General features: G+C 41.9%; 22 protein-coding genes. 11 read left to right on the top strand and 11 right to left on the bottom strand.

Annotated features, from left to right (window positions below):
* Positions 1-33: 33 nt before the first annotated feature.
* Complete coding sequence (locus QYC40_RS16290; protein WP_301991239.1) at positions 34-708, bottom strand: tetratricopeptide repeat protein; 675 nt, start codon at positions 706-708, stop codon at positions 34-36.
* A 73-nt stretch (positions 709-781) separates the two neighbouring features.
* Positions 782-2,716 carry a nucleoside-diphosphate sugar epimerase/dehydratase gene (locus tag QYC40_RS16285; RefSeq protein ID WP_301991238.1) on the bottom strand — a complete coding sequence of 645 codons (1,935 nt, stop codon included), beginning with the start codon at positions 2,714-2,716 and terminating at the stop codon, positions 782-784.
* A gap of 132 nt (positions 2,717-2,848) precedes the next feature.
* Between QYC40_RS16285 and QYC40_RS16280 the strand changes: the two genes are divergently transcribed.
* Complete coding sequence (locus QYC40_RS16280) at positions 2,849-4,060, top strand: alanine dehydrogenase (RefSeq protein ID WP_301991237.1); 1,212 nt, start codon at positions 2,849-2,851, stop codon at positions 4,058-4,060.
* A 3-nt stretch (positions 4,061-4,063) separates the two neighbouring features.
* Positions 4,064-4,930 carry an alpha/beta hydrolase gene (locus QYC40_RS16275; protein WP_301991236.1) on the top strand — a complete coding sequence of 289 codons (867 nt, stop codon included), beginning with the start codon at positions 4,064-4,066 and terminating at the stop codon, positions 4,928-4,930.
* Between the two features lie 13 nt (positions 4,931-4,943).
* Here the strand turns inward: QYC40_RS16275 and QYC40_RS16270 are convergent, their stop codons facing one another.
* The 6 genes from QYC40_RS16270 to QYC40_RS16245 form a co-directional block, all read right to left on the bottom strand.
* Positions 4,944-5,993 carry an ABC transporter ATP-binding protein gene (locus QYC40_RS16270; protein ID WP_301991234.1) on the bottom strand — a complete coding sequence of 350 codons (1,050 nt, stop codon included), beginning with the start codon at positions 5,991-5,993 and terminating at the stop codon, positions 4,944-4,946.
* 139 nt (positions 5,994-6,132) lie between these two features.
* On the bottom strand, positions 6,133-6,936 hold the full coding sequence (locus QYC40_RS16265) for an outer membrane beta-barrel protein (protein ID WP_301991232.1): 804 nt from the start codon (positions 6,934-6,936) through the stop codon (positions 6,133-6,135).
* 3 nt (positions 6,937-6,939) lie between these two features.
* Complete coding sequence (locus QYC40_RS16260) at positions 6,940-7,710, bottom strand: anti-sigma factor (RefSeq protein WP_301991231.1); 771 nt, start codon at positions 7,708-7,710, stop codon at positions 6,940-6,942.
* Positions 7,707-8,255 carry an RNA polymerase sigma factor gene (locus tag QYC40_RS16255; RefSeq protein WP_301991229.1) on the bottom strand — a complete coding sequence of 183 codons (549 nt, stop codon included), beginning with the start codon at positions 8,253-8,255 and terminating at the stop codon, positions 7,707-7,709. The genes QYC40_RS16260 and QYC40_RS16255 overlap by 4 nt, the downstream gene beginning before the upstream one ends.
* 62 nt (positions 8,256-8,317) lie before the next feature.
* The gene (gene tsaE / locus QYC40_RS16250; RefSeq protein WP_301991227.1) at positions 8,318-8,728 is read right to left on the bottom strand and encodes a tRNA (adenosine(37)-N6)-threonylcarbamoyltransferase complex ATPase subunit type 1 TsaE; all 411 of its coding nucleotides are present in this window, start codon (positions 8,726-8,728) and stop codon (positions 8,318-8,320) included.
* Positions 8,729-9,515: 787 nt separating this feature from the next.
* A complete protein-coding gene (locus QYC40_RS16245) occupies positions 9,516-11,072 on the bottom strand; it encodes a PglZ domain-containing protein (RefSeq protein ID WP_301991226.1) in 1,557 nt (518 codons plus the stop codon).
* 435 nt (positions 11,073-11,507) lie between these two features.
* Here QYC40_RS16245 and QYC40_RS16240 point away from each other — a divergent pair, with 435 nt between their 5' ends.
* The 7 genes from QYC40_RS16240 (at position 11,508) to QYC40_RS16210 (ending at position 17,950) form a co-directional block, all read left to right on the top strand.
* Positions 11,508-12,764, top strand: a complete 1,257-nt coding sequence (locus QYC40_RS16240; RefSeq protein WP_301993713.1) for an HD domain-containing protein — start codon at positions 11,508-11,510, stop codon at positions 12,762-12,764.
* Between the two features lie 18 nt (positions 12,765-12,782).
* Positions 12,783-13,820: a UDP-3-O-(3-hydroxymyristoyl)glucosamine N-acyltransferase gene (gene lpxD / locus QYC40_RS16235; RefSeq protein ID WP_301991225.1), complete on the top strand. Its 1,038-nt coding sequence runs from the start codon at positions 12,783-12,785 to the stop codon at positions 13,818-13,820.
* Positions 13,821-13,855: 35 nt separating this feature from the next.
* Positions 13,856-15,250 carry a bifunctional UDP-3-O-[3-hydroxymyristoyl] N-acetylglucosamine deacetylase/3-hydroxyacyl-ACP dehydratase gene (locus QYC40_RS16230; protein WP_301991224.1) on the top strand — a complete coding sequence of 465 codons (1,395 nt, stop codon included), beginning with the start codon at positions 13,856-13,858 and terminating at the stop codon, positions 15,248-15,250.
* A 10-nt stretch (positions 15,251-15,260) separates the two neighbouring features.
* Positions 15,261-16,055 carry an acyl-ACP--UDP-N-acetylglucosamine O-acyltransferase gene (lpxA, locus tag QYC40_RS16225; protein ID WP_149524669.1) on the top strand — a complete coding sequence of 265 codons (795 nt, stop codon included), beginning with the start codon at positions 15,261-15,263 and terminating at the stop codon, positions 16,053-16,055.
* An 18-nt stretch (positions 16,056-16,073) separates the two neighbouring features.
* Positions 16,074-16,694 (top strand): ATP-binding cassette domain-containing protein, encoded by a 621-nt coding sequence (locus QYC40_RS16220; protein ID WP_301991223.1) that lies wholly within the window; start codon positions 16,074-16,076, stop codon positions 16,692-16,694.
* A gap of 50 nt (positions 16,695-16,744) precedes the next feature.
* Positions 16,745-17,305 (top strand): elongation factor P, encoded by a 561-nt coding sequence (gene efp / locus QYC40_RS16215; protein ID WP_149524671.1) that lies wholly within the window; start codon positions 16,745-16,747, stop codon positions 17,303-17,305.
* Between the two features lie 69 nt (positions 17,306-17,374).
* Positions 17,375-17,950, top strand: a complete 576-nt coding sequence (locus tag QYC40_RS16210; RefSeq protein WP_301991221.1) for a 5-formyltetrahydrofolate cyclo-ligase — start codon at positions 17,375-17,377, stop codon at positions 17,948-17,950.
* A 382-nt stretch (positions 17,951-18,332) separates the two neighbouring features.
* Here QYC40_RS16210 and QYC40_RS16205 read toward each other — a convergent pair whose 3' ends face one another.
* Both QYC40_RS16205 and QYC40_RS16200 read right to left on the bottom strand, forming a co-directional pair.
* Positions 18,333-19,628 (bottom strand): HAD-IB family phosphatase, encoded by a 1,296-nt coding sequence (locus QYC40_RS16205; protein WP_301991220.1) that lies wholly within the window; start codon positions 19,626-19,628, stop codon positions 18,333-18,335.
* Positions 19,629-19,643: 15 nt separating this feature from the next.
* Positions 19,644-20,651, bottom strand: coding sequence for an NAD-dependent epimerase/dehydratase family protein (locus QYC40_RS16200; protein WP_301991218.1), 1,008 nt, complete (start codon positions 20,649-20,651; stop codon positions 19,644-19,646).
* 208 nt (positions 20,652-20,859) lie between these two features.
* On the opposite strand from QYC40_RS16200, the gene QYC40_RS16195 reads away from it, so the two are divergent.
* Positions 20,860-22,047 carry a formimidoylglutamase gene (locus tag QYC40_RS16195; RefSeq protein WP_301991217.1) on the top strand — a complete coding sequence of 396 codons (1,188 nt, stop codon included), beginning with the start codon at positions 20,860-20,862 and terminating at the stop codon, positions 22,045-22,047.
* A 22-nt stretch (positions 22,048-22,069) separates the two neighbouring features.
* Positions 22,070-23,392: a DNA recombination protein RmuC gene (locus QYC40_RS16190; protein WP_301991216.1), complete on the top strand. Its 1,323-nt coding sequence runs from the start codon at positions 22,070-22,072 to the stop codon at positions 23,390-23,392.
* Positions 23,393-23,422: 30 nt separating this feature from the next.
* On the opposite strand, the gene ggt is transcribed toward QYC40_RS16190, so the two are convergent.
* Positions 23,423-25,117, bottom strand: a complete 1,695-nt coding sequence (gene ggt, locus QYC40_RS16185; protein ID WP_301991214.1) for a gamma-glutamyltransferase — start codon at positions 25,115-25,117, stop codon at positions 23,423-23,425.
* Positions 25,118-25,163: the final 46 nt, after the last annotated feature.

The following is a 25,163-nucleotide window of genomic DNA, read 5'->3' as shown; positions in this document are numbered from 1 at the left end:
TTGGGGGCCCTCAAAGTTACTAAAATTTTATAATTACTGTTTCGCTTGTACTCTAGCGATAAAGCTGTCGATCGTTGTTGCTTCTGCGCTCTCTGGGAAGTCATTGCGAATCTTCTCATAAGTAGCTTCCGCATTTTTATAGTCTTGAAGCTCTTCATAAACTAGTCCTAATTTCTTTAAGAATACTGGAGTAGTAAATGTATTTGATGATTTCTCCGCAGCTTTCTTGTAGAAGTTTGCAGCTTTATCATAAATCTTCTCTTCAGAATACGCATCGCCTAATAAACCAATAATTAAAGGGTCAAGGATTGCGCTTCCAGTCTCAGAGTATTGCTCTAGATATTTGATTGCTTCTTTAAAGTTCTTTTGACGAAGGTATAAACCGCCTAAATATGCATTAGCGATGTTCGCTGATTTTGTATTGCTGTATTCGTCCGCAATTTCTTTGAAACCTGCGAAAGAACCGTCGCCTTCGATCGCTTTCTTCTGTAATGAATCAATTGCAGCATATTGCTCCGCTTGGTACATCTCAGAAGCTGCTTTCTCTGCTCTAGGTGCTAGATATAATTTTTGATAGCCGATGTATAATAAAATCAATACGATTATACCAGCTACAATAAAGATGATGCTCTTTTCGTTTTCTTGAAAAAAAGATTTCTTCGAACCGCCAGTAGTCGTTGAAGAAACGTTTTGTTTATTTTGTGACATTCTTAGTTTGAATAGATTACGGAACGCAAAAATACACTTTTATAGAATACTTGCAATAATTTCCCGAAAATAATTAAGAGGTTCGCGAGTTAACAGCTTCGACAGTTTCTTTGTCCAATTGCTCATAAATAGAGTTTTGACTCTTAAACTCTGGTACAATTACCTTCATCTGCCTCACAATGTTCATGTTATTATGCATGTTAAGTGCTTTCGATAGGTTAGCAATCTCGGTTTTCACCAGGTCGAAATCATTCTCGCGTACTTTAGCGATCATAATCTTTTCATGGTGTGTGGAAACTGTATTTTCTAAGTCGTTGAGCAACTCCTCGTATAGTTTCTCCCCCGGACGAAGGCCTGTAAATTTGATCTCAATATCCTTAAATGGCGTGTGTCCAGACAACTTTATCATCTTCTTCGCTAAGTCGACGATTTTTACTGATTTACCCATGTCAAATACGAAGATCTCACCACCATTACCCATGTTGCCCGCTTCGAGCACTAATTGGCAGGCTTCTGGGATCGTCATGAAATAACGGGTGATATCTGGATGGGTTACTGTAACCGGGCCTCCTTTTTCAATTTGGTCTTTGAAACGAGGGATTACGGATCCGTTTGATCCTAATACATTCCCGAATCGCGTAGTGATGAACTTGGTCCCCTTACCGTCATTTAAGTTAAACAAGTAATTGTTCAGTGTCTGGACATACTTTTCAGCAATTCGTTTTGTAGCACCCATCACGTTGGTCGGGTTCACAGCTTTGTCTGTAGAAACAAAAACGAACTTGCTTACCTCAAATTCAACCGCAAGGTTTGCTAGTAGATAGGTGCCGAATACGTTGGTTTTGACGCCCTCGCTAGGATGGTTCTCCATCATCGGAACATGCTTGTAAGCAGCAGCATGATATACAAAATGCGGTTTAAAAGTTTGGAACAGCTCGCGCATTCTTTCCTCGTTGCGGATATCCGCAATGTAGGTGTGGTATATCTGATTTTTAAACTGATCCTGAAGATCTAGTTGAAGGTTGTGAAGCGGAGATTCCGCTTGGTCACACAAGATAATCATCTGTGGCTCGTAGCGTCCCAATTGTTTCGAGATTTCGCTACCAATTGAGCCGGCAGCCCCTGTTACTAATACGCGCTTGCCACGGAGTTGGTCTAACAATTTTTCATTAGAGATCTGAATTGGAGCACGCTCTAACAGATCTTCAATCTTTATCTTTTTGATTTGGCTTGGAGAGAGGTCACCATTCATAATTTTATTGACAGGCGGCAAAGTCAATACATTGACGTTATGCTCGAGTGCCTGATCAATAATGGCATTCTTCGTGTCGATATCAATTCTTGAGGAAGCAATTATCAACTCGTCGATGCCGTATTTGTCGATAATACGTTGGAAATCCTTAGAAGCAAAAATCTTAAGTCCGTCGATGGATTTACCAATCTTCTCCTCATTGTCATCAATATAAGCTACAATCGTCTTATCCGAACGGAAGTCATGCTCAAACGTACGTTTCACAGCGATACCCAAATCGCCAGCGCCATAAACTGCTGCACTTTTGCGACCATTACGAGCCGATTTAGTGTACTGAAAAAATATCTTGATACAGGTTCTGTAGGTCGTTAGTCCTGTAAATGCAAACAATGAATAAATGATGATCAGATTTGTTGGAACAGAAATATGAACATCAAAAGCGATGAACACCAACTTCACCAAAAACATGATAATGGAAGTAAACACAATCGTCGACAGGATTCGGATCGAATCTACCGCTGAAGTGTAACGAACAATACCGCTATACAACCTAAATACAAAAAATGAAACGGCAGTTAAGCTGATACAAAACAAAAAAGACGTGGCGAAATCTACTCTGGAAAAGGCTTCAAGCTTAAAATTATAGTACAGCGTGAATGCAAAAAGGAAAGCAATCGCAGAAACTGCGATATCAAACATGAATATAATCCATCTTGGAACAATCCTGATATGATTCAATGGTCTTAATAGTTTCATTGTGATCGGTTAGAATGCAAACTTACGATTATTTTAACTTCTGAACTTCCTATTTTTTAGTAAATATAATCTTAAAACCCTGTTTAATTGAAAGAATATTACGTATTTTTAGGTTAACATATTAAGTTTTAAATGATAAACGTGTCGAAGATTGCTCAGCAAGGTGTGTTACAACCTCAAGAAGCCATGCTGAAAACGGGAAAGAAAAAGGGACGATTGACCATAGGAATACCCAAAGAAACATCTTTTCAAGAAAATAGAATCGCGCTAACCCCGCTATCCGTCGGTCTATTGGTCGAGAACGGACATGAGATTATCTTGGAAAGTGGCGCCGGTAACAAATCGAACTTCCTCGACCATCATTATAGCGAGCAAGGCGCTCAAATTGTCTACGACCCTAAGGAAGTATTTAAAGCAGATATTATTATCAAAATATCTAGCCCAACGTTGAAGGAAGTCGAACTGATGCGAAGTCGTCAGGTTCTTTTCAGTTCACAGCAGCCTTCGCTCATGGGCATTGATATACTCAAAGCATTAATGAAAAAGCAGATAACGGCTCTTTCATACGAATATTTACAGGACGAGGGCGGACACCTTTCCGTCGTCCGAGCCATGAGTGAAATTGTCGGTGCTACTTCCGTATTGATTGCTGCAGAATACTTAAGCAATGTTTCTGATGGTAAAGGCCTCATGTTGGGCGGTGTAACGGGCGTTCCGCCGACCGAGATGGTCATCATCGGAGCCGGTACGGTGGGGGAATTTGCTGCACGCACAGCGATCGCCTTAGGAGCGCAAGTTAAGGTGTTTGATAGTTCCATCTATCGTCTTCGCCGTTTACAGAGCAATGTCGGAAGCCGTGTGTTTACTTCCGTAATACAGCCTATTATCCTCAATAAAGCCGTTCGTACCTGTGATGTCGTAATCGGCGCAGTCCGCGCTAAAAACGGTAGAACCCCTTGTTTGATATCCGAGGATACGGTATCGAAGATGAAACCTAATTCTGTGCTTATCGACGTGAGTATCGATCAGGGCGGTTGTTTCGAAACGTCGGAAGTGACCAATCATGATAAACCGGTATTTAAAAAGTACGACGTAATCCACTATTGTGTGCCCAATATTGCATCCAGAGTCGCTCGTACCGCGACCTACGCTTTAACGAATATCTTCACGCCGATTCTATTAGAGATTGGCGAATCCGGAGGGATGAATACCATGATATGGGCAAACCAAGGAATTCGTAGTGCAATCTACCTATATCACGGCAACCTGTGTAACAAGGATATGAGTGAGAAATTCAACCTGCCATGCAAGGATCTTGATCTGATCGTCATGGCCAACCTATAAACCATGAAAAATTTATTTTTTGTATTATCCATGATGCTTTCTAGCGCTGTGTTCGCCCAGGATAAAGGCGAGATGAGACCCTTGTACACCGGAGACCTGATTCCGGGAGCAACAAAGCCGACAAAGGAATTGACTGATAAGGAAATTCCGAAATTATATGTACATCCCGCTGCGCAGAACAATAAGGATCTGGCATTCTTGGTGATCCCGGGAGGCGGTTATGCGGGAGTTGCAATCAATCATGAGGGGCATGACGTAGCGAATAGATTAAATGATCTGGGCTACAATGCCTATGTGCTGGAATATCGTTTGCCTAAAGCCGAGACAATGAAAGACAAGCGTTTTGGACCTCTGCAGGATGCGCAATATGCGTTGCGAACAGTAAGGAAAGAAAATCCGGGCAAGCGAGTAGTCGTGCTAGGTTTTTCTGCAGGAGGACATCTTGCCGGATCGCTCAGTACCCTATACAATAGACCGCAGACGGCAGAACTGAAGGATACCAACCTGCGCCCTGATTTCTCAGTGTTATGCTATCCCGTTATTAGCATGGATGATGCGATTACGCATAAGGGCTCCAAAAACAACCTCATTGGTCCTGATTTCAAGGCGGAGGATATCGAACTCTTTTCTTTAGAGAAACAAGTCGATGAGAACTCGCAACCGACCTTCTTGATGAGCGCAAAGGACGATAAAGGCGTGCCAATTGAGAATAGCTATCGTTATCAGGAGGCTTTGAAAAAGAATAAAGTCGAAAACATGATCTTTACCTATGAAGAGGGGGGGCATGGTTTCGGATTAGTCAATAAGACTGATGCTCGCGATTGGTTTGATGCGATGATCCAATGGATAGAGAAAACAAAGAAATTTTAAAATACCCTCGAGTTTAGGACTCGAAGTGATGAACAGAAGATACGAGGATATTTATTCTCGTATTTTTTTTGATAGCCTTTGCCGGAAACTGTACCGCGTGCAGGGTCAGCTCATCGTTTCCAATAATCAATTCGGTAAACATCCCTCTGAATTTGCTGTCTTTCACCCAATATGTTCCTTCGCTAGCCTCTTCAAACTGTACGGCCTCTTGATGAATGGCAATCAAACCTTTAGCTTCAATACCTACCTTCGAAGCTTGTTCTGCTGTTAATACATTGCTTTTCGCAAGCAGTCTTGCCGTATAAGGATTCTGCGGATGGTAGTAGAGCTCAGTGGGATTGCCTTGGTCTACAATCAGCCCGTTTTTCATTACAATCAGGTAATCTGCCATCGCCAACACCTCTGCCGGATCATGTGATACGAGTACCACGGTCAATCCTGTGTCTTGTACGATTTGCTGAATATCCTGTTGAAGGTCGTCGCGAAAAGCGGCGTCAACCTGATTGAAAGGTTCATCCATGAGCAAAACCTCCGGATCATTGATCAGTGCACGACAAATAGCGACCCTTTGTTTCTCCCCGCCACTAAGATCGGCTACTCTCTTTTGTGCCAAATGATCCATTCGCAGCTTCGCTAACACCTCTTGGGTCTTATTACGTTTCCTGTCCAAATCGGTGTTGGGCAGTTGAGAGGCTACATTATCCCAAACCTTGGCATAAAGATTCAGGTCATCAAATCCCTGCGACACGAGCTTCATCGCATCATGTCCCGGGATCAACTTGTCTTTTCTTGTCGGAACCAGCCAGCCTCTATAGCGTACTTCGCCTGTTGCAGGTTCCGCTAAGCCATAGATTAAGCGTAGAAGCGTACTTTTTCCGCTTCCCGATTCACCGATAATGGCCGTAATCTTCCCCTCCTCAATACCGAAATTTACCTGATCGACGGCAACAACGCGCTGCGTGCCCTCAAAAATGCAGGACAGGTCTTTCCCATGAATTAAGGGTAGATTAGGTTGCTGTACATCGGAGAATATGTATTGACAAGAAGATGCTTTCTGACTCATAAATAAAATTTTCATGTTCCCATTGAAACAGCAATATGAATGAATTTCTTGTTGTTCAATGAAAGCAGACAATTCAAAAAAAGAAATGTCGGGCTTTTCAACCCGACACAAAAATACATTTTACAAACTGTAATTACTATTAAAAACCCAGTGTTAAACCGAAGGTAAGGTTTCTTACGCCTTCCTGAGCCGGGCTTTTCTCAAACATATCGTTGATATAATATTTAGTAAACAAGCCGAAATTATCATAGCCTATACGTGCAAATCCTCCATACTGGAATGTCGCTAAGTTGTAGGTGTCTTTATATTTCTGTTTTCCGAACTCCTCGCTTTTCAAGCGTTGTGTACCTTTCAACAATACGCCAGTCATCGCACCGAAGGCAAATTTCAAGCGCTTGCCATTGCTCAACTTGTGGCTTCTCAACTCGAAAGTTAGGGGTAAGCGTAAATATGTAGAGGTAAATACGTTCTTCTTGTATCTGGAGTCGGGGTCAAGGTCAGCAAATTCTAATGGAGTAACATCCTTCACAAAAAGCACGTCATTTTCTAAGCGCAGGTAGTTCCACTCGAAACCGGCAGAGGCATACACTTTAAAGATATCGCTAAAACGAACCCCGAATTGGGCAACATCAAAACCAAAGTTCGATGCTTTTTTATAGTCTAAATTTTTATTTCCCTCGGATAGGGTAAAGCTGCCGTTATCAACCAATCTCGAGAACCCCCAATCGACGCGTGAGAAGGTAATCCCACCAAAGGTACGAGGATAGGTTATTTTCTTCTCATCGTCCTTATCGTCTTTTCCCACATTGATATCAATTTCTGTGCGCGTTTTTCCTTCCGTGGAGTCTGTTTTCGCTTCTTTGCTAATCGTGATTTGCGCTTGCGACAATTGCAATCCTAAGCATAAAATTGCTGCAAATACTAGGGTAATTCTTGATCTCATAACTTATCTTCTATTTCTTGCTAAACTTTTTGTTAAATCTATCCGTATGTTTCCTTCCTCATCATTGCTGAAAGAAACATCGCCATTACCAATATTGATATTATCGGCAATTCCATTTAATACTTTGGTTATTATACTTTGTTTTGGTTTTTTATCAGTAATTGCTTTTTGCGCATACATCAGTTCTTCATTTTCAATAATGTTCACAAGCGGCTGTATCGGTGTGACCTCACGCTGGCTAAGCTGTATTTCATTATCCATCGCTTTTAATTCGGGCAACTCCACTCTTTCTAGGACTTCAACAGGTTTTACCGGATGCTTCTCGATAGCGACATACAGCTTTTGGTCTTGCTTTTCCACTTTCGAAGTTGGCGTCGACATCCGTTTTTCGGCAACCAACCTGTTTGATTTTTCCACTTCGCTGGATGTGTTTGACGTTTCCTGTGAAACAACAGGTGTGTTCGGACCTACAGGCTCTCTTGTTTCAACAACTTCCGGGGCCATCGGATTGGCCAATTCCGGTGCTTTCGCTATTTGTCTATGCTCAACAGGTTGCCTTGCATCTTTCGAACGGTAGACATACATACCGATGCCGAAGAATAGCATGATTGCTGCGGCAGCAGCAAAATAGCGCCATAATATAATCGGTTTTTTCGATACAGGCTCGTCAGCCGGTAGCTCCGAAGCGATTTTATCCCATAGTCCTGCAGGGGGCTGCGCCTCTGCATCCTTTAAGTTCTTGGCAAACAAGTCGTCTAATTCTTGATCTTTCATATGCCTAGTTCCTCCATTTTAGTAATTCGTTCTCGAAGCAATTGTCGCGCTCGCGATAGTTGAGATTTTGAATTGCCTTCCGAAATCTGAAGCATATCCGCAATCTCCCGATGGTTATAGCCCTCAATCGCATATAGGTTAAACACGGTTTTATAACCCAGTGGTAGCCCTTTGATCAGTTTTAAGAGGTCTTTATAATCCAAGTTGTTGAGCTGTAGGGTGGAATGTTCAGCCATCGCCGCGCCCGAAACTTCATCAGTCGATACAAAACTTATCTTGTTCTTCCTGTAAATTTCAATCGCCGTATTGACCATGATTCTACGGATCCAACCTTCAAGAACGCCTGTGCCTCCAAAAAGTGCACTTTTTGTAAACACCTTAATAAATCCTTGTTGAAGCATGTCCTCAGCTTCAAACGTATCCCTCGCATAACGAAGACAGATAGCGTACATTTTGGGAGCGAAATGCTGATACAGCTCAGCCTGCGCTTTCCGATCGTTATGCTTACAACGATCCCAAATATGTATAATTCTCTGTGGCTCCAATTGATGTTCGGTTTATTATAAAGACGCCATCCCCGCAAAAAGGGTTGCAACAGAAAAGAAAATTATTTGATTTTTATCTTTCGGCTTTGAGTATCAATGATTTCTATCTCAATATTCACAGCATCATCCGGAAGAAGGTTAGGGATTTTCTCCGGCCACTCGATAAAACAGTATGCCCCCGAGTAAAAATACTCCTCATAACCTAGGTCGTAAGCCTCCTGCTCGTCCTTCAAACGATAGAAATCAAAATGGTAAACAGGACCGTCAGCAGCAGCATATTCATTGACAATGGAAAAGGTAGGACTTGATGTGCTGTCTTCAACATTTAAAACCTCGCAAATAGCTTTGATAAAGGTGGTTTTTCCAGCACCCATAGCACCATTAAAAAGAAAGATCTTCGCATCCGGTTTTTGTTGTAATAACCACTGCGCGGTAGCAGCCAGGTCTTCCGTTGAGTTTACCAAGTATTCCATGCCCAAAATTAATCAATATCTAGGGAATTAGTAGTTAGTATTTAGTAGTTAGTATTTAGACCTATGGCGGACAGGGATGGTTGGCAGGATAAGAGGGAAGGTTGTTTTTTGTGTTTGAAAAGAAGAGATTGTAGGATATTTTGTATGCCTCATAGTTGCGACTATTTTGTCCGCCATAGGTCTAAATACTAAGTACTAAGTACTAACTACTATGTCTGAACCAAGAAAGCAAGGATTTAAGGATTGGCAGGATCGGGTAAGTCTTAAATACAAACTACTAAAGACTTCGTCTGCTTAAACCCAATTCAAAACCCTTACTTAACCCTTTAATAACCCTTTCAAACCCGCGCCGAAAGGGGTATGATTTGGGAGTGAAATGTGTTTAATTAGTATTTGGTATTTAGTAGTTAGTATAAAGACCTTTGGCGGGCAACATGGGGCCGATTAATACGATGGACAGAATATCCTGTCAATCCTTAAATCCTCTTTTTCCTGGTTCAGAAATAGTATTTAGTAGTTAGTACTTAGTATAAAGACCTATGGCGGAATATCAGATATTAGACAGTAGACGTTTTACACGATCCTGTCAATCCTTAAATCCTTCCTTTCCTGGTTCAGACATAGTACTTAGTAGTTAGACCCGATCCCGCCAATCCTTAAATCCTTTTTTCCTGATTCAGACATAGTATTTACTATAAAGACCTAAAGGGCAATATGTCCACATTTATTGGGACAACCATTCCTAGCCGACATAGGTCTAACTACTAACTACTAACTACTAATACTACTACTGTTTCGGAGAGTAGGTAATAAATGGAATAATCATTTCTTCCAGCGATATTCCACCATGTTGGAATGTTCCGCTAAAATGATTGACGAAGTGATTATAATTATTTGGATACACAAAATAGGTGTCTTCCTTTGCAAATACAAAAGTGGAACTGACGTTTAATCGTGGTAATTGTGCTTCTAGTGGGTTCTTGATGATAAATACATCCTTTTCTATAAAATTAAGGTTCTTCCCTTGCTTATAGCGCAGGTTGGTATTGGTATTTCTATCGCCGATTATTTTGCTTGGTTTGCGGACGCGAATCGTTCCGTGGTCGGTTGTGATAATGACACGGACATTTTTTTGCGATAACCATTTCAAGACTTCTAATAGCGGGGAGTGCTCAAACCAAGAGAGCGTCAATGAACGGTATGCGGCTTCGTCGTTTGCTAGCTCGCGGATCATCGCCATATCGGTTCGTGCATGTGAAAGCATATCGACGAAATTGTAAACAAATACATTCAGGTCGATCTGCATATGCTTATTGATGTTTTCCAATACATCTCTTCCTTGCTCAAGCGTGATGACCTTGGTATAGCTATGCTTGATGTCGCGGCGGTAGATTCGTTTCACCTGATCCGCTAGAAACACATCTTCGTATAAGTTCTTGCCACCTTCATCGTCGTCATTCTGCCATTCTTTTGGAAAGCGTTTCTCCATTTCCAGCGGCGTTAAACCTGAGAATATGGCATTTCGAGCGTATTGTGTGGCGGTGGGCAGGATGCTGTAATAGCTGTCTTCCTCTTCTACACGGTAATAATCCGAAATTACCTCATTGATGACCTTCCATTGGTCGTAACGCAGATTGTCGATCAGGAAGAAGAAAGTTGGCTTATCGGCTTCCATTTTTGGGAAAACCTTCTTTTTAAATAGCTGATGGGATAAGATGGGGCCCTCATCGGGGTTTTTCATCCAATTCAGGTAGTTTTTTTCAATAAACTTAGAGAACAATAAATTGGCATCGGATTTCTGCATGGTCAATATTTCATGCATACCCGCGTCTTCAAGTTTCTCGAGCGACAGTTCCCAATAGAGCAACTTTTTGTAGGCTTCGACCCATTCATCATGGTTTAGGTCGTCATTCATTCGCATCCCGAGTTGGCGGAAATCCTGTTGATAAGCCATTGAAGTGCGTTCGCTGACAAGTCGTCTATTTTCTGTAAACTTTTTGATGGTCAGCAGGATCTGCTTCGGGTTGACCGGTTTGATCAGGTAGTCGTCGATTTTCGCACCAATAGCATCCTCCATGAGGTGCTCTTCCTCATTTTTCGTCACCAATACAGTAGGGATTGAGGGGTTGATGGACTTCAGGATATTCAGTGTTTCCAGCCCCGTTAGTCCCGGCATATTTTCATCTAAAAATACCAGGTCGAAAGGTTCACTTTTGAACGCTTCGACGGCATCGGCACCATTATTTACGGTTTTTACTTTATAGTCTTTTTGTTCTAACAACAAAATGTGAGGTTTTAAGAACTCAATTTCGTCATCGGCCCAAAGGATATGTGTTTTTTGCATGGAATTCCCTGAATATACTCGCTAATTTACGTCTTTTTTCTTTGTGACAGTGGAATATTAACCTTGCTTAACATTAACAAGCCCATCTAAGCTGCTGATTTGAAATATCAACTTACAAAAGCCTGAAAATATGTGTCTGTTTTTAATTAGTAATTTAAATGTCAGAAAATAGTAGTTTTCTTTTTGGAATTTTAGTTAATACAATCGTTTGAGTTTTTAAGAAATTGTCGGGTTTCCACTACTGTAAGCCTATTATTCTGTTGATTTTAAGCATTATCTTTACGTTTTATGTGGGAAAAGGTCTTTAAACTGTCTTTTTTGCGTTTTTTTTAACATTAATTAAGTACCATCTATGTATCTTTGCACGTATCTTAGCCTAGTATTAGATGGTTTGATGTTAAAACTAGGTTGTGTAAAGTGCTAGTTATTAGTCAGTTGAATAAGAAGAAAATAATAAATGACCCAGTGTACGGATTTGTAACAATTCCGTCAGGTTTCATTTACGATATCATCCAGCATCCATTTTTACAGCGCCTACGCTACATAAAACAGGTAAGCATGACCCATTTGGTTTATCCGGGGGCTTTGCATACGCGTTTTCAGCATGTTATCGGGGCCATGCATTTGATGGGCTTAGCAATCGAGACGCTTCGCGGAAAAGAGGTAGAGATTTCGGAGGAAGAAGAGGAAGCAGTTCTAGCGGCTATTTTGCTGCATGATGTGGGACATGGTCCATTTTCTCACTCGTTGGAACATACCTTAGTTGAAGGTGTTTCACATGAAATCATTTCAGCGTTGCTGATGGATAAGTTGAATAAGGAATTTGATGGTCGTTTAGACCTGGCGATCACCATATTTAACAATAAATATCACCGTAAGTTCTTACATCAGTTGGTATCCGGACAGTTGGATACCGACCGGATGGATTATTTAAATAGAGATAGCTTTTTTACCGGAGTATCTGAGGGGGTAATTTCCTTTGATCGGATTATCAAAATGTTGAACGTTAAGGACAATGAATTGGTGGTCGAGAGCAAAGGGATCTACTCGGTAGAAAAGTTCTTGATTGCGCGGAGGCTCATGTATTGGCAAGTTTATCTGCATAAGACGGTGATTACCGCCGAGCAGATGATGATCAAAGCTTTAGCCCGAGCAAAAGAATTGAGTAATCAGGGTGTTAGCTTATTTGCGACACCAGCACTAGCTCATTTTCTGAAGAATCAAATCAACAGGGATACCTTCCTGCAGGATGAATCGCATCTGACCTGGTTTACGCGTTTGGATGATACCGATATCATGTCGGCTATCAAAATATGGGCAAGCCACGAGGATCCGATTCTAAGCTTATTATGTTCCAAGATTATTCATCGCGAACTCTTCCGGACCGAAATGAGCAAAACGCCTTTTTCTGCAGACTATCTGGAAGAAATAAAGGAGAGGGTTCTGAAAACATTTGATATCGAAGAGAAAGATTTGGGCTATTTTTTATATGAGCAGGTCGTAGGAAATAGTGCCTATGATACCTCGATAAACAGTATTCGAGTATTGGAGAAGAACGGTCGCCTATGTGACATAGCCGAAGCTTCTGATTTGTCCAATATTGAAGCGTTGGCGAAACGTGTAGAAAAATATGCTGTGACTTATCCCAAAGAAATCGGGTATGTCAATATCGAGATGCTCGAAGATTGTTAAAATACATATAATTACCGAATGCAATTCACCGCTGAACAGATAGCAACATTATTGAAAGGAACAGTGGAAGGGAATCCTGCCGTGTTGGTAGATAGTCTTTCCAAAATCGAAGAGTCTAATTCATCGAGTTTAACCTTTTTGGCCAATCCAAAATACGAGCATTTTATTTATGAGATCGAAGCTGGTATTATCGTTATCAACGAGGATCTTATTCTACAAAAACCAGTTAAATCTACACTGGTTCGTGTAAAGAACGCATATTCGGCGTTCACAGAACTGCTTAAATTGTACCATGAATTACGCAATGAGCGTCAGGGTATTGATTCCGCTGTCCATATACACGAGACGGTACAAATGGGGGAGAACCCTTACATAGGTGCTTTTGCCTACATCGGCAAGAACGTGAAATTAGGCAATCGCGTTAAGATTTATCCGCAAGTTTATATTGGCGACAATGTACAAATCGGCGATAATACGGTTCTGTTTCCTGGTGCAAAAGTATACGAAGATTGCATTATCGGCAAGTCGGTAATCGTGCATGCCGGAGCGGTTGTAGGGAGTGATGGATTTGGATTCGCACCTAAAGAAGATGGAACTTATGATAAGATTCCGCAGATCGGTAATGTTGTGATTGAGGATTTCGTTGAGATTGGCGCAAATACCGTTATCGATCGTGCAACGATGGGCTCAACCGTTATCCGTGAAGGCGTTAAGCTTGACAACCTAATTCAGATTGCACACAATGTGGAAATCGGGAAAAATACGGTAATTGCAGCACAAACTGGAATTTCCGGTAGCACAAAGATCGGAGAACACGTTGTATTAGGAGGGCAGGTTGGTGTGGTCGGTCATATCACGATTGCTAAGGGCACCCAGGTGCAGGCGCAATCAGGGATCAACCGTTCTATTTTAGAAGAAAATAAGAAATGGGGGGGAAGCCCGGCATTTCCATATAATAATGAACTGCGCTCGCAAGTTTTATATTCCAAATTACCGGAAATGGAACGCCGTTTAGCGGAGCTAGAGAAGCAATTAAAAGATAAAAATAATACCTAACTTTACCCGAATTACGCAAAACTATAATGATAGATATGAACGTTAAACAAAGAACCATTAAGTCCGATATCGAATTTTCGGGTGTTGGGTTGCACACGGGTAAGCAAGTGCACCTAACGTTAAAACCAGCACCGGAGAATCATTGGTATAAATTTAAACGTGTGGATTTAGATGGCGAACCTACTGTAAGTGTTGATGCAGACAATGTGACAAATACAGCTAGAGGAACAACCATTTCTCAGAATGGCGCATCTGTAAGTACTATTGAGCACCTTATGGCTGCCCTTGTGGGTTTGCAGTTGGATAACGTATTGATCGAAATTGATGGCCCTGAAGTGCCGATTCTAGATGGTAGTGCTGCCATCTTTATAGATAAAATACAAGAAGTAGGTTTCCAGGATCAGGATGCGGATCGAGATTTCTTCGAAGTAACGGACAACATCCATTACAACGACCCTGAAAACAAAGTGGAAATCGTAGCAATGCCGGTAGATGGCTACCGTATCACTTGTATGATTGATTTTAATTCGCCGGTATTAGGAAGTCAGCACGCTTCCATCACGAATATCGATGAGTTTAGCAAAGAAATTGCTTCTTCTCGCACATTCTGTTTCTTGCATGAATTGGAAGCTTTGGTTAGTCAAAACCTGATAAAAGGGGGCGACCTATCGAATGCAATCGTCATTGTTGACAAGGAAATTGAAGACAATGAGTTGGAGAAACTTCAGGTACTGTTCCACAAGCGCGTTGAAGTTGCGCAGGAAGGTATCTTAAATAACATCTCCTTACGCCATCAGAACGAACCTGCCCGCCATAAGTTATTGGATATGATTGGCGATTTGGCACTAGTAGGAAAACCGATCAAGGGGCATATCATGGCGGCACGTCCTGGTCACGCAGCGAACGTTGCCTTTGCGAAACGTATTAAAGCGCAAATGAAACGAGAGAAGAACAAAAAGAACGTGAAAGTTTATGACCCGAATACTCCGCCGGTTTACGATACGGTTCAGATCATGAACATCCTCCCTCACCGTCAACCATTCTTGATGATTGACAAGATCTTGGAACTTTCGGAAACCCATGTTGTGGGCTTAAAGAATGTTACGATGAATGAGGACTTATTTATGGGGCATTTCCCTGGTGCGCCATTATTTCCTGGAGTATTGCAGATCGAAGCGATGGCTCAAACAGGAGGAATTTTGGTTTTAAATACGGTACCTGATCCTGAAAACTGGTTAACACTATTCTTGAAGATTGAAAATGCAAGATTCAAGAACCAAGTGGTGCCGGGTGATACAGTTATCTTCACTTGTGAATTGTTAGAGCCTATTCGTCGTGGTATTGCACGCATGAAGGGTGTCGGCATGGTTGGAGACAAAGTGGTGAGTGAAGCTGAATTAATGGCTCAAATCGTGAAGGTAAAAGGATAATTAAAAAGAAATGATTCAACCCTTATCATACATACATCCTGAAGCTAAAATAGCACAGAATGTAGTCATTGAACCCTTTAGCACAATACACAAGGATGTGGAAATTGGCGAGGGAACGTGGATTGGCTCGAATGTGACCATCATGAATGGTGCACGGATTGGCAAGAACTGCCGGATATTTCCTGGGGCAGTAATTTCTGGTGAGCCTCAAGACCTAAAGTTTGAAGGCGAGGTCACAACGGCGGAAATCGGCGATAACACAACGATCCGCGAGTGTGTGACGATCAACCGAGGCACGAAAGATCGTTATAGAACCGTAATTGGAAAGAACTGCTTGATTCAAGCTTATAGTCATATAGCGCATGATTGTTTTATCGGCGACAACTGTATCTTCTCCAACTCAAGTACGCTGGCTGGCCATATCACTGTTGGTGATTATGTGGTGCTAGCGGGTATGGTAGCCGTGCATCAGTTTTGTAAAATCGGATCACATGCCTTCGTTACGGGTGGTACGCTTGTGCGTAAGGATGTTCCTCCATATATTAAAGCAGCTCGCGAGCCTATCTCTTATGCCGGTATCAACTCGGTTGGTTTAAGAAGACGAGGTTACAGCAATGAGCAGATTAATGAGATTCAGAATATTTACCGTGTGCTGTTTGTTCAACACAGTAATTTAGGTAAGGCTTTGGATATCGTCGAGGCGGAATTTGAGGCAACAGAATTGAGAGATGAAATCCTCGGCTTCGTCAGAGCGTCTAACCGCGGCGTTGTCAAAGGTTTCGGACAAGGTAGATCGGGTATTTAACTTTAAGCAGGTGATTATTTGAATATAACTTTACAAGATATTGGTAGAAGGTATAATCGAGAATGGATTTTTAGACATATCGATTATACCTTTTCTTTTGGAAACCGCTACGCTATTTTGGGACCTAATGGTTCGGGTAAGTCGACCTTGATTAAGGTGCTGACCGGTGCATTGACCCCAAGCGAAGGAACCTTGGGATATCAGCAGGACGGGAAGGAAGTGGAGATTGAGGAAGTTTATAAGCATACCGCTATTGCTGCCCCTTATGTTGAGTTGATTGAAGAATTTACGCTCAACGAATTGATAGATTTCCATTTTAAGTTTAAGCCACTGTTGCATGGCTTTAATTTAGAGGCGGTGAAAGAGCGCTTGGGCTTTGGCTCAAATGTACTGCAGAAAGAGATTCGTTATTTCTCTTCAGGAATGAAACAGCGCGTGAAACTGGTTTTAGCCTGCTGCTCGGATAGCAAGATGCTATTCCTGGACGAGCCGACGAGTAACCTGGATAAGGTAGGTGAGGCCTGGTATTTGGATTTAGTGGAGGATACGGTTAATGATCGTCTGCTGATCATCGGTTCCAATCAGGAACACGAGTATGCATTCTGCAACGAATATCTTGAAATAATGGATTTTAAATAGACAATTTGGGTTACTTTTCCTATTTTTGTGACCAATAATTAATATAGACTATGGCAAAAGCTTCAGATGTAAAAAGTGGGAATGTCCTACGTTTTAATGGCGAATTAGTAACGGTTGAAGAGTTTATCCACCGTACGCCAGGAAACTTACGTGCGTTCTATCAAGCTAGAATGCGCAATGTGAAGACCGGTAAATTAGTAGAATACAGATTTAGAACCGACGAAGAGGTAGAGATTGCTCGCGTAGAGACGAATGACTACCAATATTTATATGAGGATGGAGACTTTTTCGTAGTTATGGACAACGAGACTTACGAACAGTTCAATATCCCGAAATTGCTTTTCGGAAGCACAGCGCGCTTCTTGAAAGAAGGAATGAATGTAATCGTTGCGTTTGAGAGCGATGAGCCAATCATGGCACAGGCACCTCAAAACGTTGAATTGGAGATTACTTATACAGAGCCTGCGGTTAAAGGTGATACATCGACGAACGCGTTGAAAAAAGCAACTGTAGAAACAGGAGTGGAAATCAATGTGCCTTTGTTCATTAACCAAGGTGATAAAGTTAAAGTTGACACACGTACAGGTGATTACATCGAACGTGTAAAATAATATTTAGGTTTAGGTTGATTATTCGGTCTTGTTAGCGCTCTGCGGCAAGGCCGTTTTTGTTTAATAGGGATGAGAAAGCAGGAACTACGCGAAATCTATAAGGCACAACGGAATGGCTTAACAGCAGAGCAATTGGTTTTGCTTGACGAGCAGCTATTAGAACAATTGCAGCAATATGATTGGTCTGCAATCAAGTATCTGCATCTCTATCTTTCTATCGAGAAATTTAAGGAGTTCAACACCTGGCCGTTCATTAAATGGATTTGGCAACAGTATCCGGAAATAACGCTCGTAACTTCGAAATCTGATTTTGAAACTCATCAGCTCCATCACTATCGTTTAGAAAAAGATGGGAAGCTGCTCAGCAACGCATGGGGTATACCCGAGCCTATCGATGCAGAAGAGGTTGCTGTGGAAAGTATAGACGCTGTATTGACGCCTTTGTTGGTTGTTGATAAGCAGGGCAATCGAGTGGGCTATGGCAAGGGCTTCTATGATCGCTTCTTAGCAAACTGTCGCCCCGATGTGTTGAAGTTCGGGATATCGTATTTTGAGCCGGTTGAGCTGATCGAAGATGTTAATGACTGGGATATCCCTATCTCCCAGCTGTTTACTCCCGGTAAAACTTTTTATCTAGAAGGCTAATCCCGACTACAAATCTTAAATTAAAGGGAATCTTTAGCAATTTCATCCCTATACCTTCGTTTTGATAGTAATTAATGCGATTGAGCATAGATGCTATGCAACACAGAAAGAGTGAGAGATCAACGATCTTTAAGATAATAGAAATGACGTTGTCTAAAAAGCTATGATTAACATAATTTCATTATTTACTCCCTGTGATGCTTTTCGAAGCATATGACCGGCTAATAGAAATCATTTAGCCAAAAGTTTAACATAAGCTTTTTAGACACGTTCTTTCTGTAAGAACGAGGAGATTTGAAAAGAGAAATTCATTCATATAATCCTAACTTGTAATAGTTAAAGAAAGGGCCATCCGATTGGATGGCCCCTTTTTTTATCTGTTTTACTTGTATAGTATTCTAAACTTGATGGTATTATCGATTTGCTTCAATTGCTTCAGCATTTTTTTATCGTATGCAGCATCGATATCCGTTACGGCGTAGCCTATTTCTCCGCGCGTCATCAGGAATTGCGAGAAGATATTGATGTTATTCTCGGCATATACATTGTTGATTTGCGCCATGATGCCCGGCACGTTTTTATGGATATGCAAGAGGCGGTGCGCACGTGTAAGTTTTGGTAACAACATGTTTGGGAAGTTACGGCTTTGATCGGTGTCACCATGGTTGATGAAATCCGCCATACGGCGTGGAATGAACTCCGCATTGCGTTTCTTTCCTTTCTTATCGTCGAATACGACGATTCCTTTTTCATTGCAGATCGTCTTTGAGACATGACCTTTGATATCGCCCAGGAATCCGATAGTCTTCAACTTGTCGGCTCTGCTTAATTGCTCGTCCGAGATGCTGATCTCTGAACCTAATAAGATCATACCGACATCTTTGGTGTATTTCTCTTCGAAGGTTTCTTTAACGCGGATGGAGAATCCGTCGCGTTTTAAGATATGGGCAGCAATCTCCGGAACATTTCCGACGATTAGACAAAGGATGCGGTTCTTTGGATAGGATATTGCGCGCGGAAGGTCATTGACATAAAGGAATTCATCAAAGCTTGGCGCTATATGATCAGCCTTATCAGTAACCGATTGGCGAGCGATGTTCTCTGTAAAAGCGTAGAACTTCTCAATCAAACCAGATTCTTTTAGTTGAAAATCAGAATAGCCATCTCCAATACCGAAGATACGGCCTTGAATTTCCAATTGCTTCAATAGTTTAACCTTTCCGCCCTCATCTGATAAAGGGTTTGCTTCATCATATCCAATGATGTTGCCGGCTTCATCAAATCTAAACGTGTTCGCGTAGATGTTTTCTTTCTTGATGTGATAAGGAGTAACTACAGGCGTAATAAACTCCTTGAAGCCACCAGATACTATCCAAGCGGTGTCTGCGTTGTCCTTGAAGAACTCTTTATTTCGACTAAAGGATTTGGAGACCTTTTTCTTTAAATGGACAATTAACTTGGCAAGGTGATCGCGGTTTGCTTCTAAAAGCTTAACTCGGCCAGCGAGGCTTTCACGAAATGAAATCTTCCCCTCCATCGCCAGATTCGTAAATCGTTCGATTTCCTCATAAATTGCTTGGCGGTTGGGGTTGTTCTCTAACGAAATTCGTGCTAATTCGTCTAATGCTTCGACTTGGGTGAAGGTGCTGTCGAAGTCAATAATGTAGTAATTTTTCACGTTATTATATGCTGTTTAGATTGTTTTCCTGTAATAAGTGTCGACTACTTCCTTTAGGGTCATGTCCAAAGGTTTGAACGATACACCAAGGGTTTTTGTAATCTTGCTATTATCGTATTCTAGTTTCTTGTTTGCTGCTCTCGCGGTCTCTTTGGTCAAAGCAGGACGCTTTCCGTTGAGAAAAGAGGCAACTTTCGATAGGCGCCATGCCATCGACAAAACAACACGACTGGCAGCAATACTTGGTCTAGGTTTCTGCATGTAGTCGCTGATCTTGCTCAACAAGTCTTGATTACTTATATTTTCTGCATTGAGGATGAATCGCTCGCCCGTAATATCCGAGTTCATCAACTTAATCATAATCTGAGCAACATCATCCACATCGACTATTCCGACACTGCCCAAAGGGTAGATTTTATTTCCCTTTTTTACCACATCGAATATGGTTCTGGAGCCGTTCTCTCCCGGGCCGACGCCCATAATGACAGATGGATTGACAATCACCGCGTCTAGGCCTTCAACAATGCCACGCCATACTTCCATTTCGCTCTCGTATTTGGCTAATGAATAATTCGAAATCTTTCGGTTGTATTCCCATTTGTCGGTCTCTTTGATAGGAAGACCTAGTTTATTAGTGCCTAATGCCGCAATTGAGCTTACATGGACGAGGCGTGCCTCATAAAGCAGAGAAAGATTAACGATGTGTTTGGTGCCTTCGATATTGGTTTGAAACATCGCCGTAGCATCTTCCTTATGGTAGGAGATTTTAGCAGCGCAGTGGTAAACTTGTCGAATGCTTGGGAATATCTCTTCCAACGCAAAATAATCCGTGATATCCGCGTCTACCCATTGTATTAAAGAAGAGGATTTTAAATGATCGGGAATGATAGATGTAGGTCTTTTCAACGCTACGATACTCTCGCCATTATCAATAAGGTGTTTTAAAACTGTTGAACCTAAAAATCCTGTACCACCTGTAACTAAAATCACGTTAAACTTATTGTTGAAAATTCCTGAATTCAAAGATAACCTATTGAAAAGTCCTATGCAAGTCCTTTTAGACCGTACATCTTACTTTTGAGTAAATATTCTATCCAGTACTTTGCTACTATCCAAAAAGACTTCCTAACTTTTTGTTGAAAAAATGTTCTTAGCAATATTTATTTATAAAATGCATCTTTGTTAAAATCCACGGAAGCTATAGTTTTAACTTCCTGCAATAGCGCAATATATGACATTAGCAGACTTTCTAAGCCCCATCTCCCTAGCCGATCTAGGTGAAGAAACGACTTATTACAACTCTCAATTCGGAAAGATCATTGAAAAGTATACCGACAGCTTTCCAGATATCTTTGAAGGTGATGTAAAACCGAACCTTGCCATCATTGGAATTGAAGAGGATAGGGCGGCTGTAAACAACAAGGGAGCAGCGAAAGGAGCGAACCAAGTGCGTAGACATCTCTATGATTTATATCAGGGGGATTACACGGTCAAGATCGTAGACCTAGGGAATATTAAAGCGGGAGCTACCATTAAGGATACTTATGTAGCGGTGAAACTCGTGATGGAAGAACTGATTAAACATGATATCCTGCCGATTTTAATTGGGGGAGGTCATGATCTGACTTATGCGCAATACACGGCTTATGAGAACTTAGAGCAGCGCGTAGAAGTTGCCATCATCGACTCTAAGTTTGACTTGGACCAGGATTACAGTGAAAACACCTCCTTAAATTCAAATACTTTCTTAAACCATATTATCCTACATCAGCCAGATTATCTGTTCAACTTGAGCAATATCGCTTATCAGACTTATCTGGTAAGTAAGGAGTCGATCAATATGTATGATAAGCTTTTCTTTAATGCCTTGCGTTTGGGGGCATTTTCCGGCAAGCTAGACCAAGCGGAGCCTATTATCCGATCGGCTGATATGGTAAGCTTTGATATTAGCGCTATCCGTGGATCGGAAGCCGGTGGTAATGCGAATGCAGGTCCGAATGGTCTATATGGAGATGAGGCCTGCCAATTAGCGCGCTATGCCGGCATGTCAGATAAATGCTCGTCCGTAGGATTTTATGAGTATAACCCTAGTTTTGACCCTATGGGACAAACAGCGATGTTAATATCGCAAATGATATGGTGCTTTGTTGATGGGTATTACAGCCGCAAGAAGGATGCGCCAATGTATCCAAAATCAAATTATATGATTTACCGTACGACTTTGGAAGCAGAAGATTACGAACTAGTATTCGTGAAGAGCAAGAAGTCGGATCGTTGGTGGATGCAGGTTCCTTACTTCGGTTCCAAATCCGTTAATGAAAGGTTTTATCTTGTGCCTTGTCGATACGAGGACTACCAACTAGCCGTAGCAGGTGAAATGCCTGACTTATGGTGGAAAACACATCAGAAATTACAATAGAATTCTTTTTTAATTATTGGGAATGGAAAGTTTGTATATAGCGATCATCATCATTATGCTGGTCATAATAGTCTATGCACTTTGGCGAAATGGACAGGCAGTTAGCCGCTCGACGCATGAACATGTGATAAAAGAGCAGCAGCAGTTACAGATCGAATATGGCAAGCTGCAGGAGAGAGAGCGATTATTAAGTATCGAGCGGGAAAGATTGCATAAGGAATTAATGGCCGAAGTCAACAATAGGCAAGCCATTGAGCGAACGCTGGAAGGAACGAATGCTTACCTGCAAGCACAACAGGATAAGTTTGCGGAGCAAAAGATAGAGATAGAAAATCTTAAGAAGCAATTCAATACAGAGTTTCAGGTACTCGCAAATAAGATTCTGGAAGAAAAGACTCTTAAATTTACTCAGCAGAATCAGCAGAATATCAGTTTGATCTTAGATCCCCTGAAGGAAAAGATCAAATCGTTTGAGGAGAAGGTGGAGAAAACCTATCAACAAGAGTCTGCGGAACGCAGCGTCTTAAAAGGCGTTGTCGAACAACTGATGCAGCAAAGCATGCAGATTAAAGATGAAGCGAATAATCTTGCGAAAGCCTTAAAAGGTGATAATAAGAGACAGGGTAACTGGGGAGAAGTTATTCTAGAGCGCGTTTTGGAGCGTTCAGGATTATTAAAAGACCAGGAGTATAAACTGCAAGCAGCCATCCTTGACCAGGAAGGCAAGAGGCTGCAACCCGATGCTGTCATCTATCTCCCTGATGAGAAACACTTGATTGTCGACTCGAAGTTATCCCTCGTAGCCTACGAAAGAGCCGTTAATGCGGACACCGAGGAGGATAGAGCACTCTTTGTTAAACAGCATGTGCAATCTATCGAGAATCATGTTAAAGAGCTTTCTGCGAAGGATTATCAATCATTGTACAAGATTGTATCACCAGAGTTTGTGCTCATGTTCATCCCGATCGAATCTTCACTTAGTCTTGCAGTTAACCATAAACCAGAATTGTTTTCCGACGCTTGGGATAGGCGAGTAGTCATTGTAAGCCCTTCGACCTTGCTTGCAACACTAAGAACCATCGCGAGCATTTGGAAGCAGGAACGGCAGAATAGAAATGTTTTGGAAATAGCCAAAGAGGCTGGCTTGTTATACGACAAGTTCGTTGGTTTCTTAGATGATATGGATCAGATACAAGGCTTTATTCAGAAGGCAGCTTCGAAGCATGAGGATGCCATGAAGAAGTTATCTACAGGCTCTGGAAATGTGATCAAGAAAGTAGAATCGCTGAAGGTATTAGGAGCAAAAGCGAATAAACAGATCAACGATAAGTATCTGGAAGAATAAAGGGCTGTCTATCGACAACCCTTTAATTTATTAGTATCCTGCGGCTTTATCATCCCCTCGTGGGTCAGCGCCGGTTTGCAGCTTGCCGTTGGGCAATACCACGATATTTTCAACGCGTCCGATAGGACCTCTTTTATTGATTGCATAGCCATCCTTCTCTAAGCTCGCGCGGGTCTTTGCATCAATTGCTTTTTCTTCTACGTCAATGTATTCAGGTTTCCATTGGTGGTGAAACCTTGGAGCACTAACAGATTCCTGCGCGGTCATATCAAATTCTAATACATTTAATATCGTCTGGAAAACAGAGGTGATAATGGTGGAGCCTCCAGGCGTGCCAACGACCATCTTCAGTTTGCCATCTTTCTCGATAATCGTCGGAGTCATCGCGCTGAGCATGCGTTTGCCAGGCTCTACGGCATTGGCCTTTCCCCCTAACAAACCATACATATTCGGTGTGCCCGGCTTAACGGAGAAGTCGTCCATCTCATTGTTCAACAAGAAACCCGCGCCCTCTACCCATACTAACGAGCCATAAGAGCCATTGATCGTTGTAGTCAATGAAACAGCATTGCCATCCTTGTCTACTATGCTATAATGTGTTGTTTCTTCGGATTCATATCCCGGGAATTTCGCTGCTTTCACCTCATCGCTAGGTGTAGCACGCTTCAAGCTAACTTTCGCCATGCGATCTTGGTTAAACTTCGCATCCGTTAGATTGGCTACAGGTACTTTGTAAAAATCTGGGTCTCCCAAGTGGGTTGCGCGGTCAGCATATACGCGGCGTTCGGCTTCAACCATCGCACGCACGGTGCTGTCATGTTGAAAGCCCCACTTTGCTAACGGATATTTTTCAACCGATTGCAATAGCGCCATCAAAGCCACTCCACCACTTGATGGGGGAGGCATAGAAATCACTTTATATCCTTTGTAGTTGCCAACGATAGGGTTTCGCCAAACCGCTTGGTAATTTGCAAGATCCTCCAGGCTAATAATACCATTGCCTTTTTTCATCTCTGCAATGATATATTCTGCTGTTTTTCCTTTGTAAAAGCCATCACGACCTTGTTCTGCGATTCGCTTTAATGTTTCCCCCAATTCTTTCTGTACAAACAAATCACCTGCCTTCCATTCCGCATCGCGGATTATTGCCGCACCATTGGGATTATGTTTTTTGAAAGGTTCCTGATATCGGTTGAATTCTCCGGCCTGTTGTGCTGTAATCGGGAATCCTTGCTCGGCCAACGCTATCGCCGGCTCCAACAGCTCTTTCCAGCTTAAACTGCCATATTTTTTGAAAGCCTCGTCCATACCGGCAACTGATCCGGGAACACCGGCAGCCAATTGTCCGTAAAGACTTAAGTCGGTAATCGGATTACCATCCTTATCCAAATACATATCACGCTGTGCCTTTGCAGGTGCCTTCTCACGAAAATCTAGGGAGTTTACTAAGCCTGACTTATCGCGGTAAACCATGAATCCACCCCCTCCGAGGTTACCCGCATTGGGATAGACAACAGCTAAAGCAAATTTCACAGCAATAGCAGCATCGACAGCATTTCCTCTTTTTTTAAGAATAGCAACTCCCACCTCTGACGCGATAGGATGCGCGGTTACCACCGCACCATTGTTATATTCTTGCTTATCCTGAGCCTGCTGTTGAGTAACAGAACAGGAACCAAGATAGAAGGCAATGAATAATAAGTAAAATATATTAGGTAATTTCATGTGCTAAAGATATTAAATTTGGCACTATTACTTGAATATAACCCTC

It is taken from the genome of Sphingobacterium sp. BN32 (assembly GCF_030503615.1).
Taxonomy (GTDB): Bacteria; Bacteroidota; Bacteroidia; order Sphingobacteriales; family Sphingobacteriaceae; genus Sphingobacterium.
This window is presented reverse-complemented; position numbering and strand designations above follow the sequence as displayed.

What these genes read in the sequence shown, in the direction of transcription:
- QYC40_RS16230 (WP_301991224.1), top strand. Translation starts at nt 13,856, where the DNA reads ATGAACGTTAAACAAAGAACCATTAAGTCCGATATCGAATTTTCGGGT.
- QYC40_RS16195 (WP_301991217.1), top strand. Translation starts at nt 20,860, where the DNA reads ATGACATTAGCAGACTTTCTAAGCCCCATCTCCCTAGCCGATCTAGGT.
- QYC40_RS16285 (WP_301991238.1), bottom strand. Translation starts at nt 2,716, where the DNA reads ATGAAACTATTAAGACCATTGAATCATATCAGGATTGTTCCAAGATGG.
- QYC40_RS16265 (WP_301991232.1), bottom strand. Translation starts at nt 6,936, where the DNA reads ATGAGATCAAGAATTACCCTAGTATTTGCAGCAATTTTATGCTTAGGA.
- QYC40_RS16275 (WP_301991236.1), top strand. Translation starts at nt 4,064, where the DNA reads ATGAAAAATTTATTTTTTGTATTATCCATGATGCTTTCTAGCGCTGTG.
- QYC40_RS16260 (WP_301991231.1), bottom strand. Translation starts at nt 7,710, where the DNA reads ATGAAAGATCAAGAATTAGACGACTTGTTTGCCAAGAACTTAAAGGAT.
- QYC40_RS16290 (WP_301991239.1), bottom strand. Translation starts at nt 708, where the DNA reads ATGTCACAAAATAAACAAAACGTTTCTTCAACGACTACTGGCGGTTCG.
- lpxD (WP_301991225.1), top strand. Translation starts at nt 12,783, where the DNA reads ATGCAATTCACCGCTGAACAGATAGCAACATTATTGAAAGGAACAGTG.
- tsaE (WP_301991227.1), bottom strand. Translation starts at nt 8,728, where the DNA reads ATGGAATACTTGGTAAACTCAACGGAAGACCTGGCTGCTACCGCGCAG.
- efp (WP_149524671.1), top strand. Translation starts at nt 16,745, where the DNA reads ATGGCAAAAGCTTCAGATGTAAAAAGTGGGAATGTCCTACGTTTTAAT.
- QYC40_RS16210 (WP_301991221.1), top strand. Translation starts at nt 17,375, where the DNA reads ATGAGAAAGCAGGAACTACGCGAAATCTATAAGGCACAACGGAATGGC.
- QYC40_RS16280 (WP_301991237.1), top strand. Translation starts at nt 2,849, where the DNA reads ATGATAAACGTGTCGAAGATTGCTCAGCAAGGTGTGTTACAACCTCAA.
- ggt (WP_301991214.1), bottom strand. Translation starts at nt 25,117, where the DNA reads ATGAAATTACCTAATATATTTTACTTATTATTCATTGCCTTCTATCTT.
- QYC40_RS16190 (WP_301991216.1), top strand. Translation starts at nt 22,070, where the DNA reads ATGGAAAGTTTGTATATAGCGATCATCATCATTATGCTGGTCATAATA.
- QYC40_RS16245 (WP_301991226.1), bottom strand. Translation starts at nt 11,072, where the DNA reads ATGCAAAAAACACATATCCTTTGGGCCGATGACGAAATTGAGTTCTTA.
- QYC40_RS16270 (WP_301991234.1), bottom strand. Translation starts at nt 5,993, where the DNA reads ATGAGTCAGAAAGCATCTTCTTGTCAATACATATTCTCCGATGTACAG.
- lpxA (WP_149524669.1), top strand. Translation starts at nt 15,261, where the DNA reads ATGATTCAACCCTTATCATACATACATCCTGAAGCTAAAATAGCACAG.